Genomic DNA, 14,280 nt, shown 5'->3' with positions numbered 1-14,280 from the left:
CACCAGACAGGCCAGCAAAGGCAGGATCATGGAAGTTGTCATCCTTCCCGGCAGCAAACAGATCGCGTCGCTTGCCGCCGATGCGGTGGAGGCCCTTCTCCGCCGCAAGCCCGACGCCGTGCTGGGCCTGGCGACCGGTTCCACGCCGCTGCCGGTCTACACCGAACTGGCGGCCCGGCACGAGCGGGCCGGCCTGGATTTCAGCCGGGTCCGCGCCTTCGCCCTGGACGAGTACGTGGGACTGCCGGCCGGCCATCCGGAGTCCTACCGCGAGGTGATCGCGCGCGAATTCACCGCCCGGGTGAACATCAGCCCGGACAACGTCCACGTGCCCGACGGCGCCGCGCCGGACATCCCGGCGGCCTGCCGGGCCTATGAAGACGCCATCCGCGACGCCGGGGGAGTGGACCTTCAGCTCCTCGGCGTCGGAACGGACGGCCACATCGGGTTCAACGAACCAGGCTCGTCGCTGGCGTCCCGGACGCGGATCAAGACCCTGATCGAGCAGACACGCCGGGACAACGCACGGTTTTTCGGCAGCCTGGCCGACGTGCCGCACCACGTCCTGACCCAAGGCCTGGGCACCATCCTGGATGCCCGCCACGTGATCCTGATTGCCACCGGCGCGCAGAAAGCCCAGGCCGTCCGGGACCTCGCGGAAGGCCCCGTCGCCGCCATTTGTGCGGCCTCCGTGCTGCAGCTGCACCCGCACGCCACCATCCTCCTGGACGAGGCGGCGGCGTCGTCGCTGCGGCTGGCGGATTACTACCGCCACAGCTACGACCACAAACCCGCCTGGCAGGGCCTCTAGGCCCCGCCGCCGGCACCCGGCAGGTCCGGCGGCGCCCTTCCTACGGCTAAGATGGGTGTCATGACTAGCATGACCGATCCTCTCGAAAACGATCCGATGCGCGAGCTCTCCGGAGCCGGGACGTCAACGGCCACGATCGAGCGCGAGGAACTGCGCCAGGAAGTTGAGCCCGGTGACCGGGAACGCTTCTCGCACTACGTGCGCAAGGAAAAGATCATGGAATCGGCGCTGACCGGTGAACCGGTGATCGCGCTCTGCGGCAAGGTCTGGACTCCGGGCCGGGACCCGCAGAAGTTCCCCGTCTGCCCCGAATGCAAGGAAGTCTACGAGGGCCTGCGCCCCGGAAACGACGGCGGCAAGGGCTCCGGCGACAAGTAAGGGCAATAGGCGGAACAACAGGTTCCGTTAGCCGTCCACGGACGGCGTTTCCCCATGGCGGCGCGCCGTCGCGCCCCTGATTTTCTGCTTTCCTGATTGCCGGTCCGTGCTGTCCGGGTTCCGCCTGGTGCGGGGTTCCGCCGGGTCCATCCGAAAAAGATTGGTGTTTTTGTGCTTAATTGGGTTTCTCCGTCGGCTGCAGCCATGCGCGGATGGAGGGCGCCTTAATGACGGAGACACTTTTCGGCGGACCCACGCTGCCCCCCGCCTATCCCGAGCGGGCCGCCTGGGGCACCGCCCCCAAGTTGCGCGCCTGGCAGCAGGAGGCGCTGGACAGCTACTTCAGCACCCATCCCAAGGATTTCCTTGCGGTCGCAACCCCCGGCGCGGGTAAGACCACCTTCGCCCTGCGCGTGGCGTCCATGCTCATCGAGTCCGGCGTGGTCAACCGCGTAACTATCGTGGCGCCCACCGACCACCTGAAGCGCCAGTGGGCCGACGCCGCTGCCCGGGTGGGCATCGCGATCGACCCGAACTTCAAGAATGCCGACGGCCAGCATGGCCGCGGGTTCATCGGCGTCGCCGTGACCTACGCCCAGGTGGCCAGCAAGCCCATGCTGCACCGGGCCAAGACCGAAGCCGCCCGCACGCTGGTGATCCTGGATGAAATCCACCACGGCGGCGAGGCCCTGTCCTGGGGCGACGGCCTTCGTGAGGCGTTCGACCCGGCGGCCCGGCGGCTCTCCCTGACGGGCACCCCGTTCCGTTCGGATACCTCGCCCATCCCGTTCGTGGAGTACGCCGAGGACCGCGACGGGATCCGGCGTTCCAAGGCCGACTACACCTACGGCTACGGCAAAGCGCTGCGCGACCACGTGGTCCGCCCGGTGATGTTCATGGCGTACTCCGGCCAAATGCGCTGGCGCACGAGCGCGGGGGACGAGATGGCCGCCTCGCTCGGGGAGTCGGCCGTCACGAAGGACATCACCTCCCAGGCCTGGCGCACCGCGCTGAACCCGGCCGGCGAATGGATCCCCGCGGTCCTGGCCGGCGCGGACAAACGTCTCAGCGAGGTCCGGCGCAGCGTTCCGGATGCCGGCGGCCTGGTCATTGCCACCGACCACGAGGACGCCCGCGCGTACGCCGGCCAGCTGAAGAAGATCACCGGCGAATCGCCCACAGTCATCCTCTCCGACGACGCGAAGGCCTCCAGCAAGATCGAGGAATTCACCGCCAGCGAGAAGCGCTGGATGGTGGCCGTCCGGATGGTTTCCGAAGGCGTGGACGTTCCCCGGCTGTCTGTCGGCGTCTACGCCACCTCGACCTCCACTCCGCTGTTCTTCGCCCAGGCCGTGGGGCGCTTCGTGCGTGCCCGCAAGCGCGGCGAGACGGCGTCGGTCTTCCTGCCCTCGGTGCCGCAGCTGATGGCGCTGGCCAACTCGATGGAGGCCGAGCGCGACCACGCGCTGGACCGCCCGGAGAAGGAAGGCAGCGACGGCCTCTTCAATCCAGAGGATTCGCTCATGGACGAGGCGAACCGCGAGGAGAAGGCCTCCGACTCCCTGATGAAGGGCAAGTTCGAGGCCCTCGACTCCCAGGCGTCCTTCGACCGGGTGCTCTTCGACGGCGGCGAGTTCGGCACCGGCGGCGAGGTGGGCTCGGAGGACGAGCTCGACTTCCTCGGCATCCCCGGCCTGCTGGACGCCGAACAGGTCGGCACGCTGCTGCGCCAGCGCCAGCACGAGCAGCTGAACCGGAAGAACAGGCGCTCCCCGCAGGCTGATGCCTCCAGTGCCGCCGCGGCGGCTGCCCCGGCCGTCCCGGACCACCGGATGCTCATGGACCTGCGCACCGAGCTGGCCAAGAACGTCGCGGCCTGGTCGGCCCGCACCGGGACCCCGCACGGCGTCATCCACACCAAGCTCCGGACCGTCTGCGGCGGCCCGGCCGTCGCACAGGCCAACGAGGAACAGCTGCAGACACGTCTGCGCAAGCTCCAGGACTGGTTCATCGGCCGGAAGTAGCCCCGCGCAGGGTTATGGGCAGGGGTCCATGAGCAAAGGCCACTTGTCGCAGGGCAACAAACAGAGGGACCAGTTCACTGTGAACCGGTCCCTCTGCTGTTTACTCTGCTGTGAATTTTGCTTCGGCTACTGGCCGGCGCCGCAGACCTGGCCGTAGGTCTGCCCTGCCGCGGTGTAGTCGGCCTTCATGTCCTCGAGCTTGGCGGTGTCCGGGGAGGGCTTGGCCGACTCGTCGAAGTATTCGATGATGGTCTGCAGCGGAGCCTGCAGGTCCTCGGAGGCCGCCGCCTTGATGGGCCGCAGCTGGTTGGCGACCCTGGTCATGCCGGCTTTGTCCGAGGTGGCCGACTGGGCCGAGACCACGGTCTTGACCCGGGCGCAGGTTTCCTCGTTGGTCAGCTGCGGCGTTGCCGAGCAGCCGGCCGCGCCGAGCAACGCTCCAGCGGCAATCAGGACGGTCAGGGTCTTCTTCATGGTGTACTCCGGGGTTCTACGGGACTGTCAATATGGCAAGACTGGCGATAGGGCAAGGATTTCGAGTCTACTGGCTCAGAGGACATCGACGCCGCCGAGCTCCATCTCGGCCACGGCGTCGTCCAGGTCTTCGGCAATGCCGACCGTCAATCCGCGCAGCACCGTGACGGAGTAGCCGGCCTGGACGGCATCCAGGGCGGTCGCCTTGACGCAGTAGTCCGTGGCGATGCCCACCACCACGATGTCCTCGACATCGTGGCTCTGCAGCCAGTCGTCCAGTCCGATCGCATCGTCGCTGACTGCGAAATCACCGGCGAAGGAACCCACGGCGTCTTCGGCGTCTTCGGCGCCGGCGCCTTCGGCGCCGGTAACGGGCATGGCGCCGGGCTGGCGGTCACCGGTGGGGACGTCGTCCTCGGGGGCCAGGAGCCCTTCGAAGCCGGAGTAGGCCGCGGCGAACTGTCCCTTGCGGAAGTACGCCTGGATGTGTTCGGGATCGAGATCGGGATGCAGTTCGGCCCCGCGGGTGCCCGCCACGCAATGCCGCGGCCAGCTGTCCACGAGATCGGGTTCCTCCGAGAAGTGCGCGCCCGGATCGATGTGCCAGTCCTGGGTGGCCACGACGTGGTCGAACTGGCCGTGGTGGGCGTCTACGTACTCGCTGATTTCCCCGGCCAGGCTTGCCCCGCCGGGGACGGCCAGGGCACCCCCTTCACAGAAATCGTTCTGGACGTCAACAATGATCAGGGCGCGGGACATTCAGTCCTCCTCGTAGATGGTGGGGATGGCCGCCTCGCCGCGCTGGAGCCGGTTGACCACCGCGGGAAGCTCCCGCATGGTCTCCGCGTGGCGGCGGCGGGCGCGCTGGACCCCCTCGGGCCCGGTCCACCCGGGCAGAAGCTCGCCGTTCTTAACGAACTGCTGCAGCAACGGACGGTCGTTGCCGTCGTCCTCCGGGTGATGGCCGACGCCGACGATTTCCGCCGTGGCGGTCCCGCGCTCGTTGAGCTTGCGCAGCGCGTACTTCCGGCCGCCCTTGCTGGCTTTGTTCTTGGCGGCCTTGGCGACGGAGATGAAATCGCCGGCGTCGTCAGTGCGGCTGACGAGCTTGTAGACCATGCTCGCCGTCGGGGCCCCGGAACCGGTCACGAGCGAGGTGCCCACGCCGTAGGAGTCCACCGGCGCGGAGGCCAGGGCCGCGATCGCAAATTCGTCGAGGTCTGAAGTCACCACGATCTTGGTGTGGTCGTTGCCGAGTTCGTCAAGCAGCTGACGCACCCACTGGGCCTGGGCCACGAGGTCGCCCGAGTCCAGCCGGACCGCGCCCAGCTTGTCGCCGGCGAGGTCGACGGCGGTGCGGACGGCCGTTTCGACGTCGTAGGTGTCCACCAGCAGGGACGTGTCCGGCCCAAAGGCGGCAATCTGCGCCTCGAAGGCTTCCCGCTCGGTGTCATGGAGGAGGGTGAAGGAATGGGCGGCCGTGCCCACGGTCTTCAGCCCGTAGCGCAATCCGGCCTCCAGGTTCGAGGTGCTGTCGAACCCTGCGATGACCGCGGCCCGGGCGGCTGCGGCCGCCGATTCCTCGTGCGTCCTTCGCGATCCCATCTCGATGCACGGGCGGGTTCCGGCCGCGGAGATCATCCGGGAGGCGGCCGAGGCGATGGCGCAGTCGTGGTTGAGCACTGAGAGCAGGTAGGTCTCCAGGATGCAGGCCTCGGCGAAGGTGGCCTCCACGATCAGCACGGGGGAGTTCGGGAAGTACGCCTCACCCTCCGGATAGCCCCAGATGTCGCCGGAAAAGCTGTAGCCGGCCAGGTACTCCAGCGTCTCGTCGTTGACCACTTTGGTCCGGCGCAGGAAGTCCAGTTCCGGCTCGCCGAAGCGGAAGTTCGCGATCCCCTCCAGCAGGCGGCCGGTGCCCGCCACGATCCCGTAGCGGCGCCCGTCCGGGAGCCGCCGCGCGAAGGCCTCGAAGACCGATTTGCGGTGGGCTGCGCCGGACTGCAGGGCACCCTGCAGCATGGTCAGCTCGTAATGGTCGGTGTACAGGGACGTGCGGGGACGGTCCCAGCCGGCGGAGGTACTCACAAATTCACTCTAGTGTGCATCCCCATAGAATGGACAGATGACCCTCAGCGTTGCGCTCGGCCCCGACACACGGGAGAGCACCCAGACCGGAACAGTGACGTCCGGCGACGTCTTGACCGCCCCGGACGTCCCCTGGAACCTCGTGATCTGGAACGATCCCGTGAACCTGATGAGCTACGTGAGCTATGTGTTCCGCAGCTATTTCGGCTACTCGGAGGCCAAGGCCAACAAGCTCATGATGGAGGTCCACAAGAAGGGCCGCTCGATCGTGGCGCACGGCAGCAAGGAACAGGTGGAGCAGCACGCCGTCGCCATGCATGGCTACGGCCTCTGGGCGACCGTGGAAAAAGCCACGGGCGGCAACGCGGGCGGTTCCGGCAAAGGCAAGGGAAAACGTGGCTAAGGCATTCAAGTACGGGCTCAAGGGCATCAAAGGCTATCTGGAGCCGGCCGAGCGGGAACTGCTGCGCAGCCTTTTCGACGACGTCATCTCCATGCTGGAACCGGAGCAGCGCGCCAACGAGGACCCGCTGGCGGCCCTGGTGGGCCTGGACACTGAAGCCCGCGAGCCGTCGGACCGCGCCATGCGGCGGCTGTTGCCGAACGTGATGAAGAACGACGACGACGCCTCCCTCGAGTTCCGCCGGTACACCGAGCGCTCGCTGCGCGAAAGCAAGATCGGCGCGCTGAAGGCGGCCGCCCTGAGCCTGGACCGGGAGAACCTCGTCCTGACCCCGGACGACGCCCGGCACTGGGCCACCGCGCTCAACGATGTCCGGCTGGTGCTGGCCGAACGCCTGGACATCCGTGACGACGCCGACGCCGACAACGTCCACCTCATGCAGGACTGGGCCCAGGCCGAGGACGTGGAAAGCTACCTGGCCCTGGTGTACAACTTCACCACGTGGCTGCAGGAGTCGCTGGTCCAGGCCATGGTGCACTTGCTCGATGCGAAGGGCCGCTAAGCGACGGCGGTGGCGTCAGAAACAGGCACGGACTGTATCTGTGGAAGCGCCTCGTATGCCGGCTTTGCGAACCAATACCCCTGAAACAAGCGGATGCCGGCTTCCTGCAGAATCCGGAACTCCGCCTCCGTCTCGATGCCCTCTGCCAGCACCGTGATGTCGAGCTCCTTGGCGATGCCTACGATGCCAGCAACGACAGCCTGGCGGGCCGGGCTGGTGTCGATTCCTCGGATGAGCTTCATGTCGATCTTGATCAGGTCTGGCTGGAAATCGACCAGGAGACCCAGCCCTGCATGGCCGGCACCAAAGTCGTCGATGGCGGTTGTGAAACCATGCTTGCGGTATTCGGTGATGATGTTCGTGAGGTGGGCGGCGTCGGAGACCTCCTCGTTCTCCGTGAACTCGAACATGATCGATGACGTCGGAAAGCTGCAGCGCTTGGCTGCAAGCAGCGTCGCACGAAGGCACGCAGCCGGTTCGTAGACCGCGTTCGGCATGAAGTTGATGGAAAGAACCAAATCCTCATCGGCAGGAAACAGCCGCGACGCCAGCTCGATAGCCTTGACGCGGCAGTCCTGGTCGAAACGGTACTTTTGCTCAGGTGCGACTCTGGACAAGACCTGAAAGGCCCCCTCGCCCGACAAGCCTCTGACCAGTGCCTCGTAGCCCCATACGCGACCAGCAACGGCGTCATAGATCGGTTGGAAGGCCATGCTGAAATCGAAGTCGAGCTTTGACGATGTCGTGCAGCCGTCGCATGTCACATGCGGTCCTTTCGCTGTTTCTTCCATCGTGGGGGCACGACGGTCGCCGCCGCCATCTCGACGGCGCCCATAGCATACAGGGCGGGGACAGCGGCAGGCTCCACCGATGAGCAGGATTCTTCCACGCGTTGCCCATCCGGCGGGAAACCAGTGTGACCCATCAGACACGAGTTGCAGGACACAATGTAATGGCCGCGCGTGTAGTGAAGCCCTATCCTCGAATAATCATGACTTCAGCATCAAATACGGATCCGGCAGCGCCAGCTGCGGCGGAGACCGCAGCGGGCGGCGCCGGAAATGCAGAGCTGGCGTCGCGCCCCATCGGCGTCTTCGACTCCGGCGTCGGCGGCCTCACGGTGGCCAGGTCGATCATCGACCAGCTGCCCAACGAATCCATCCTGTATGTCGGTGACACTGCGCACGGCCCCTACGGGCCCCTTCCCATCGCCGAAGTCCGGGCCAACGCCCTCGGCGTCATGGACGAGCTCGTGGATTCCGGCGTGAAGCTGCTGACCATTGCCTGCAACTCCGCGTCCGCCGCCGTGTTGCGCGATGCCCGCGAACGGTACACAGCCCGGTACGGGATCCCCGTGATCGAGGTGATCCAGCCGGCCGTGCGGCGTGCCGTCGCGGCAACCCGGACGGGCCGGGTGGGCGTGATCGGGACCTCGGCCACGGTGGGCTCGCGCGCCTACGATGACACCTTCGCCGCGGCCCCGGACCTGGAGATCACGTCCGTCGCCTGCCCCGCGTTCGTACCGTACGTGGAGGCCGGGATCACCACCGGACCGGAACTGCTCGCCGTCGCGCGGGACTACCTGGCACCGCTCATTGCCGCCGGGGTGGACACCGTGGTGCTCGGCTGCACCCACTACCCGCTGCTCACCGGCGTGATCTCCTTCGTCATGGGCGAGGACGTCACGCTGGTTTCCAGCGCCGAGGAGACGGCCAAGGACGTCTACCGTGCCTTGGCCTCCCGGGGCCTGGAGCGCACGGACGCCGCGGCGCCGGAGCACAATTTCATCGCCACCGGCGACGCCGCCCAGTTTGAGCACCTCGCCCGGCGCTTCCTGGGCCCCGAGGTCCTCAGCGTCCGCCACGTGGACCACGTCGCGGCACAGTACCCCACCGGCAGCCTCGCCCGGATCACCCCGGAGATGATCGCCGCCGCCCGGGCCGGCGCGGGCCGGCCGCGGACCTCGAACTTCGTGGGCGGATCCGCGGGCGGGGGACCACTGCTGTGAAGCTGACCATCGTGGGCTGTACCGGCTCCTTCCCGGGGCCGGGCTCGCCGGCGTCGTGCTATCTGCTGACCGCCAACGACGGCGAGCGGAACTGGAAGATCGTCCTGGACCTCGGCAGCGGGGCGCTCGGCGCCATCCAGCGCTACACGGACCTGGAGGACATAGACGCGATCTTCCTCACCCACCTGCACCCGGACCACTGCATGGACCTGTGCGGGCTCCATGTTGCCGTGCGCTGGAAGCCGGGCGGCTGGGGGCGGGGCAGGATTCCGGTGTGGGGGCCCGCCGCGACGGCCGACCGGATGGCCACGGCCTACGGGCTGGACCTGGACCCGGGCATGCACGAGGAATTCGACTTCGGCAACTGGTCCGAGCGCAAGCCGGTCAGCGTCGGCCCGTTCACGGTGACGCCCTACGCGGTGAACCATCCCGTCGAGGAGGCCTACGCCCTCCGCGTGGAGGTCACCGAGCCTGCGAAGGACGGCACGCCCGTGACCCGCATCCTGAGCTACTCCGGGGACACGGACTCCTGCGCGGGCCTGGAGGACGCCGCGCGGGACGCCGACCTCTTCCTGTGCGAGGCGGCGTTCGAGGAAGGCCGCGACGACGCGATCAAGGACGTGCACCTGACGGGCAAACGGGCGGGGGAGGCCGCCGTCGCCGCCGGCGCGCGCCGGCTGCTGCTGACGCACATTCCGGTCTGGACGTCGCCGACCACCGTCATGGCCGAGGCCAAGGAGATCTTCGGCAAGGACGTGGCCGTCGCCGTAGCGGGTGTGCACTACACCGTCTAGCTGAACTGCCCGGGCGGGACCGGGTGAGTCGATAAGCTAAAGGCATGACTTCCCAAGCTCCCAGTGTCCCCGTCATCCGCGCCGACGGCCGTACCCCCGACCAGCTGCGCCCGATCAGCATCACGCGCGGCTGGTCCAAGCAGGCCGAGGGGTCGGCCCTGATCGAGTTCGGCAACACCCGGGTCCTGTGCACGGCCTCCCTGACCGAAGGCGTGCCGCGCTGGCTCAAGGGCGAGGGCCGCGGCTGGGTCACGGCCGAGTACGCCATGCTGCCCCGGGCCACGAACACCCGGTCCGACCGCGAGTCGGTCAAGGGCAAAATCGGCGGCCGCACCCACGAGATCTCCCGGCTGATCGGCCGCTCGCTGCGCTCCATCATCGACACCAAGGCCCTCGGCGAGATCACGATCGTGCTGGACTGCGATGTCCTGCAGGCCGACGGCGGCACGCGCACCGCGGCGATCACCGGCGCCTACGTGGCACTGGCCGACGCCATCCGGTTCGCCCGCGAGAAGAAGATGATCGCCCGCAACGCCCAGCCCCTGGTCGATACGATCGCCGCGGTGTCCGTCGGCATCATCGACGGCGTCCCGATGCTCGACCTGCCCTACGTCGAAGACGTGCGCGCCGAGACCGACATGAACGTCGTGGTGACCGGCTCCGGCAAGTTCGTGGAAGTCCAGGGCACCGCCGAGGGCGCACCCTTTGACCGCGACGAGCTGAACAAGCTGCTGGACCTGGCGCTGCTGGGCACGGAGCAGCTCGCCGCGATCCAGCGCGACACCCTGGCGGAGGCCCCGTGACGGAGGCGCCCCTCGCAGGCCAGCGGGAAGCCGACAGCCCGGGCCCGCGGCTCGTCCTCGCCACGCACAACCAAGGCAAGCTCCGGGAACTCCGTGAGCTGCTGCGCGGCCAGGTTCCCGGGCTCGACGTCGACACGCAGGTGGTGGATGCCGGCGCCGTCGGCGCCCCCGACGTCGCCGAGACCGGCGTGACCTTCGCCGAAAATTCGCTGCTCAAGGCCCGGGCGGTGGCACAGGCCACGGGCCTTGTGGCGATCGCCGACGACTCCGGACTTGCCGTGGACGTCCTCGGTGGCGCGCCCGGGATTTTCTCGGCGCGCTGGTCCGGCCGGCACGGCGACGACGCCGCGAACCTGCAGCTGCTGCTCGCCCAGCTGGCCGACGTGCCGGAGGAGTACCGCGGGGCCGCATTCGTCTGCGCCGCGGCGCTGGCAGTGCCCGGGTCCTCGCCCGACGGCGGCCGGGAGGTCGTGGAATACGGGCAGCTGGAGGGGACACTCCTGCGGGAGCCGCGCGGGGAGGGCGGCTTTGGCTATGACCCCGTCCTGCAGCCGAGCGGACTGGACCGCAGCTGCGCTGAGCTCAGCTCCGAGGAAAAGAACGCCATCAGCCACCGGGGCCATGCGTTCCGGGCGCTCCTGCCGGCCATCGTCGAGGCCCTGGCCGCGAAGTAGCCGGCCCACGCCGGCCGGGCGGACACACCGGCCAGGCCGGGCAGGACGAAGGAAGGCGCCCCACACGGTGGGGCGCCTTCCTTAGTTAACTGCTGCGTCTACTGCGGGCCTGCGCTACGGGGTCCGGCGCTCTTCTTCCGGCTCGTGCTCCTCGATAAATTCGTCCACGACGCCGGTGCCGTACTTCTCAGCCTGGCGCTTGGCGATCATGCCGCGGACCACCTCGATGCCGATCGGGATCACGGAGACCAGCACGATGGCGATGAAGATGATGTCCAGGTTGTCCTTGACCCACGGGACCTTGTCCCCGAGCAGGTAGCCGAGGAGCGTGACGCCGCCGCCCCACAGCACCGCGCCGATGACGTTGTAGGTGAAGAACTTCCGCTTGCTCATCTGCGCGACGCCCACGATTACCGGGACGAAGGTGCGGATAATCGGAACGAACCGGGCCAGGATCAGGGCCTTGCCGCCGTGCTTTTCGAAGAATGCATGCGCGCTTTCCACGTTCTCACGCTTGAACAGCTTGGAATCGGGCTTGTTGAACAGGGCAGGTCCGGCCTTGGACCCGATCAGGTAGCCCACCTGGTTGCCGATGATCGCGGCGACGATGATGAGCGCGGTCAGGACCCAAATGTTGACCTGGATGGTGCCGGTGGCCACGAGCAGACCGGCCGTGAACAGCATGGAGTCGCCGGGCAGGAAGAAGCCGATCAGCAGCCCGGTCTCGGCAAAGATGATGCCGCAGATCAGCAGGACCACCCACGGCGCGAACGCGGGATTCGCCAGGAAAACCTGCGGGTTGAGCCAGTCGGGCAGGAAGGAGGCCATCTGCGGCTGGACGGGGCCGGCGCCGCCAAGGGCGGACACGGCGAGGTCGCTCATTGCTAGTACGTTCACCCGTTAAGGGTACTTGACGGCCGCCGGCCGGCCCCGGCGGGCCGGTCCGGTGCGGGGGTGCCGCCCGCGGACGGTAAAGTTGGGCCGTGGCTTTGGACTTTACGGCGATCGACTTTGAGACTGCGAACGGCTTTCGCGGTTCGCCGTGCGCTGTCGGCCTGAGCAAGGTCCGGGGCGGCGTCGTCGTCGAGGAAGCCTCCTGGCTCATGCGGCCGCCGGAAAACCATGACACCTTCGACCACCACAACGTGCGGATCCACGGCATCAGGCCGGACCAGGTGGCGGGACTGCCCCGGTTCGGGGAGCTGTTCCCGGAGATCGGCGCGTTCATCGGCGGCGACGTGCTGGCGGCGCACAATGCAGCGTTCGATCTGGGCGTGATCCGCTCCGGCCTGGAGGTGTCCGGGCTGTCCGGACCCGCCTACGACTACGTCTGCACGGTGATGTTGTCCCGGCGCTGCTACTCCCTGGTGTCCAATTCGCTGCCCTACGCCGCCGAGGAGGCCGGCGTCCCGCTGCTCAACCACCACGATGCCGCGGAGGACGCCCGCGCCTGTGCCGGCATCCTGATCGACATCGCCGCCCGCAACGGGGCAGCAAGCATCGCGGAGCTCTACCTGTCCCTCGGCCTGGCCGTGTCGCACCAGCCGGCGTTCGACCCCCGGCGCGACCCGCTGTCCAAGGCCACCCTGGCCGCGATGGAGGCGCTCGCGGGGGGAACCGCCGGCTCGCCCCCGGGCCGTCGGTTCGTGGCCGGGTGGCCGGAGGAAGGCCCCAACCCGGCCCCCAACGCCGCCGCCAGCCCCGACCACCCGCTGTTCGGCCAGACCGTCGTGTTCACCGGCGAACTGGCAATTCCCCGCCCCGAAGCCAAGGCCCGCTCCGCAGAGCTTGGCGCCAGGCCTGAAAGCCGGGTCACGGCCCGTACCACGGTCCTGGTGGTGGGCGACGGGTTTGTGGCCGCGGACCTGCGCTCCGGCCGGCTGACCGGCAAGGCGCGCCGCGTCCTGGAACTGCACGAACGCGGGCAACGCATCGAGGTCCTGTCCGAGGGCGAATTCCTGCAGATGGTCGGCGGACACCTTGCCGCCGCACCTGCCTGACCCTGGTCCTGCCTGACCCTGGTGCTGCCTGACCTGGGCCTGCCTGAAGCGGCAGTCACACGGCGCAACAATCATTCCCCCCACGCCGCGCCCGCCCATAGCCTTGGCGGATGAGCAAGCCCACGGATGCACAGGCCTCCATAGCGCCGGCTGCGTCATCGCCGGCTGCGTTAACGCCGTCGGACTCAGCGCCGTCGACGCGCGGCATCGACTGGCGGCGGGTGTTCGCGTTTCCGAACCCGGTGAACGAGTACGCCGCCCGCACCACCGCGGCCCTGGTGGTGGCGCTGTCCGCCGTGACCCTGCTGACCGGTTTCGGCTGGGGGCTCGCCCTCATCGCGGCCGGGTTCTGGCTGCGCGTGCTGTTTGGCCCCCGGATCTCGCCCCTGGCCCAGCTATCGGTCAAGGTCCTGACGCCCCGTCTCGGGCGGACCCGCCTCGTTCCCGGTCCGCCCAAGCGGTTCGCCCAAGGCATCGGCGCCGCTATGTCGACGGCGGCTGCGGTGCTGCTGGCTGCCGGCCTCGCTCCCGCGGCGTGGGTGCTGCTCGCCGTGCTGATAGCCGCCGCGTCCCTTGAAGCGTTCGCCGGGTTCTGCCTCGGCTGCACCATCTTCGGCTTGCTGCAGCGCCGCGGGCTCATCCCCGCCGACGTCTGCGAAGCCTGCAACAACATCTCGCTCCGCGGCGCCTAGGATCCGGCGAGCTTAGGATCCGGGGAGCGTGTGGGGTCCGGAGCGCCTGGGTTCGGAGCGCCTGGGTTCCGCCGAAGCTGTGCGCCGGTGACGGACATGTCCTGAGGATGCCGCAGCCGGGGATGGACATGTCCCCTTCGCAGCGAGGAAGACCGCGCATGCCCTGGGGTTCGCTGCAGGGCGGGACGGACATGTCCTTGGGAGGCTCTGACGGGTGGACATAGTGGCAATATGTCCAGTCCCCGCGTTAGGGGAGGGGCATGTCCTGAGGATGCAGTAGCCGGGGATGGACATGTCCCCTTTGCAGCGAGGGCGACCGGGCATGTCCTCGTTACGCGGCAATGGCCGATGGACATGTTCATGGCACTGGGCCACGACTGGGCATGTCCTGACGATGCCGCGGCCGGGGATGGACATGTCCTTCGCAGCGGGGTGGAACGGGGCATGTCCCGCGGCCAAGCCGGGGTCAAGCCGGGACCGCGGCTCCCGAGCGCCGCCGGCTGCGGTCCGCGAACGCCGAAGGACCGGCGCCTGGCACACAGGAGCCCTGCTGACTGTTGCCCGCCGAA

General features: G+C 68.2%; 16 protein-coding genes. 11 read left to right on the top strand and 5 right to left on the bottom strand.

All coding sequences use genetic code 11. The annotated features are described in order from the left end of the window. Window positions 1-28: 28 nt before the first annotated feature. The 3 genes from nagB (at window position 29) to C560_RS0120395 (ending at window position 3,213) form a co-directional block, all read left to right on the top strand. Entirely contained in the window at window positions 29-811 is a 783-nt protein-coding gene (gene nagB / locus C560_RS0120405) for a glucosamine-6-phosphate deaminase (protein ID WP_026539608.1), read from the top strand. A 60-nt stretch (window positions 812-871) separates the two neighbouring features. Continuing rightward, window positions 872-1,189, top strand: a complete 318-nt coding sequence (locus C560_RS0120400; protein ID WP_370122952.1) for a DUF3039 domain-containing protein — start codon at window positions 872-874, stop codon at window positions 1,187-1,189. A 227-nt stretch (window positions 1,190-1,416) separates the two neighbouring features. Continuing rightward, window positions 1,417-3,213 (top strand): DEAD/DEAH box helicase, encoded by a 1,797-nt coding sequence (locus tag C560_RS0120395; protein WP_026539607.1) that lies wholly within the window; start codon window positions 1,417-1,419, stop codon window positions 3,211-3,213. A gap of 126 nt (window positions 3,214-3,339) precedes the next feature. Here C560_RS0120395 and C560_RS0120390 read toward each other — a convergent pair whose 3' ends face one another. The 3 genes from C560_RS0120390 to C560_RS0120380 form a co-directional block, all read right to left on the bottom strand. Continuing rightward, the gene (locus C560_RS0120390; protein ID WP_026539606.1) at window positions 3,340-3,687 is read right to left on the bottom strand and encodes a hypothetical protein; all 348 of its coding nucleotides are present in this window, start codon (window positions 3,685-3,687) and stop codon (window positions 3,340-3,342) included. A 75-nt stretch (window positions 3,688-3,762) separates the two neighbouring features. After that, window positions 3,763-4,446 carry an isochorismatase family protein gene (locus C560_RS0120385; protein WP_026539605.1) on the bottom strand — a complete coding sequence of 228 codons (684 nt, stop codon included), beginning with the start codon at window positions 4,444-4,446 and terminating at the stop codon, window positions 3,763-3,765. After that, the gene (locus C560_RS0120380) at window positions 4,447-5,775 is read right to left on the bottom strand and encodes a nicotinate phosphoribosyltransferase (protein WP_026539604.1); all 1,329 of its coding nucleotides are present in this window, start codon (window positions 5,773-5,775) and stop codon (window positions 4,447-4,449) included. Between the two features lie 37 nt (window positions 5,776-5,812). On the opposite strand from C560_RS0120380, the gene clpS reads away from it, so the two are divergent. Both clpS and C560_RS0120370 read left to right on the top strand, forming a co-directional pair. Continuing rightward, window positions 5,813-6,178: an ATP-dependent Clp protease adapter ClpS gene (clpS, locus tag C560_RS0120375; RefSeq protein ID WP_018775730.1), complete on the top strand. Its 366-nt coding sequence runs from the start codon at window positions 5,813-5,815 to the stop codon at window positions 6,176-6,178. Further along, window positions 6,171-6,740 carry a DUF2017 domain-containing protein gene (locus C560_RS0120370; protein WP_026539603.1) on the top strand — a complete coding sequence of 190 codons (570 nt, stop codon included), beginning with the start codon at window positions 6,171-6,173 and terminating at the stop codon, window positions 6,738-6,740. Before clpS ends, C560_RS0120370 begins: the two co-directional genes overlap by 8 nt. Here C560_RS0120370 and C560_RS22500 read toward each other — a convergent pair. After that, complete coding sequence (locus C560_RS22500) at window positions 6,737-7,531, bottom strand: EAL domain-containing protein (protein ID WP_043423522.1); 795 nt, start codon at window positions 7,529-7,531, stop codon at window positions 6,737-6,739. The genes C560_RS0120370 and C560_RS22500 overlap by 4 nt on opposite strands. A 200-nt stretch (window positions 7,532-7,731) precedes the next feature. Between C560_RS22500 and murI the strand changes: the two genes are divergently transcribed. The 4 genes from murI to rdgB are packed head-to-tail and all read left to right on the top strand — an operon-like array spanning window position 7,732 to window position 11,019. Then, entirely contained in the window at window positions 7,732-8,748 is a 1,017-nt protein-coding gene (gene murI / locus C560_RS0120360) for a glutamate racemase (RefSeq protein ID WP_026539602.1), read from the top strand. After that, window positions 8,745-9,542 (top strand): MBL fold metallo-hydrolase, encoded by a 798-nt coding sequence (locus C560_RS0120355; protein ID WP_018775733.1) that lies wholly within the window; start codon window positions 8,745-8,747, stop codon window positions 9,540-9,542. Before murI ends, C560_RS0120355 begins: the two co-directional genes overlap by 4 nt. 44 nt (window positions 9,543-9,586) lie before the next feature. Next, window positions 9,587-10,345 carry a ribonuclease PH gene (gene rph, locus C560_RS0120350; RefSeq protein ID WP_026539601.1) on the top strand — a complete coding sequence of 253 codons (759 nt, stop codon included), beginning with the start codon at window positions 9,587-9,589 and terminating at the stop codon, window positions 10,343-10,345. Beyond that, a complete protein-coding gene (rdgB, locus tag C560_RS0120345; RefSeq protein WP_026539600.1) occupies window positions 10,342-11,019 on the top strand; it encodes an RdgB/HAM1 family non-canonical purine NTP pyrophosphatase in 678 nt (225 codons plus the stop codon). The genes rph and rdgB overlap by 4 nt, the downstream gene beginning before the upstream one ends. A gap of 114 nt (window positions 11,020-11,133) precedes the next feature. Here rdgB and C560_RS0120340 read toward each other — a convergent pair whose 3' ends face one another. Next, a complete protein-coding gene (locus C560_RS0120340; RefSeq protein ID WP_018775736.1) occupies window positions 11,134-11,901 on the bottom strand; it encodes a VTT domain-containing protein in 768 nt (255 codons plus the stop codon). A gap of 101 nt (window positions 11,902-12,002) precedes the next feature. Between C560_RS0120340 and C560_RS0120335 the strand changes: the two genes are divergently transcribed. Together C560_RS0120335 and C560_RS0120330 are read left to right on the top strand one after the other, a co-directional pair. After that, window positions 12,003-13,019 (top strand): exonuclease domain-containing protein, encoded by a 1,017-nt coding sequence (locus C560_RS0120335; protein ID WP_026266822.1) that lies wholly within the window; start codon window positions 12,003-12,005, stop codon window positions 13,017-13,019. A 110-nt stretch (window positions 13,020-13,129) separates the two neighbouring features. After that, window positions 13,130-13,711 carry a DUF4395 domain-containing protein gene (locus tag C560_RS0120330; RefSeq protein ID WP_197026202.1) on the top strand — a complete coding sequence of 194 codons (582 nt, stop codon included), beginning with the start codon at window positions 13,130-13,132 and terminating at the stop codon, window positions 13,709-13,711. The last annotated feature ends 569 nt before the right edge of the window (window positions 13,712-14,280 follow it).

The organism is Arthrobacter sp. 9MFCol3.1, assembly GCF_000620385.1.
Taxonomy (GTDB): Bacteria; Actinomycetota; Actinomycetes; order Actinomycetales; family Micrococcaceae; genus Arthrobacter.
This window is presented reverse-complemented; position numbering and strand designations above follow the sequence as displayed.

Bases quoted from the DNA above. Each gene is read 5' to 3' on its own strand.
- C560_RS0120400 (WP_370122952.1), top strand. From the start codon at position 872: ATGACTAGCATGACCGATCCTCTCGAAAACGATCCGATGCGCGAGCTC.
- C560_RS0120390 (WP_026539606.1), bottom strand. From the start codon at position 3,687: ATGAAGAAGACCCTGACCGTCCTGATTGCCGCTGGAGCGTTGCTCGGC.
- C560_RS0120385 (WP_026539605.1), bottom strand. From the start codon at position 4,446: ATGTCCCGCGCCCTGATCATTGTTGACGTCCAGAACGATTTCTGTGAA.
- nagB (WP_026539608.1), top strand. From the start codon at position 29: ATGGAAGTTGTCATCCTTCCCGGCAGCAAACAGATCGCGTCGCTTGCC.
- C560_RS0120340 (WP_018775736.1), bottom strand. From the start codon at position 11,901: ATGAGCGACCTCGCCGTGTCCGCCCTTGGCGGCGCCGGCCCCGTCCAG.
- rph (WP_026539601.1), top strand. From the start codon at position 9,587: ATGACTTCCCAAGCTCCCAGTGTCCCCGTCATCCGCGCCGACGGCCGT.
- C560_RS0120330 (WP_197026202.1), top strand. From the start codon at position 13,130: ATGAGCAAGCCCACGGATGCACAGGCCTCCATAGCGCCGGCTGCGTCA.
- C560_RS0120395 (WP_026539607.1), top strand. From the start codon at position 1,417: ATGACGGAGACACTTTTCGGCGGACCCACGCTGCCCCCCGCCTATCCC.
- clpS (WP_018775730.1), top strand. From the start codon at position 5,813: ATGACCCTCAGCGTTGCGCTCGGCCCCGACACACGGGAGAGCACCCAG.
- C560_RS22500 (WP_043423522.1), bottom strand. From the start codon at position 7,531: ATGGAAGAAACAGCGAAAGGACCGCATGTGACATGCGACGGCTGCACG.
- murI (WP_026539602.1), top strand. From the start codon at position 7,732: ATGACTTCAGCATCAAATACGGATCCGGCAGCGCCAGCTGCGGCGGAG.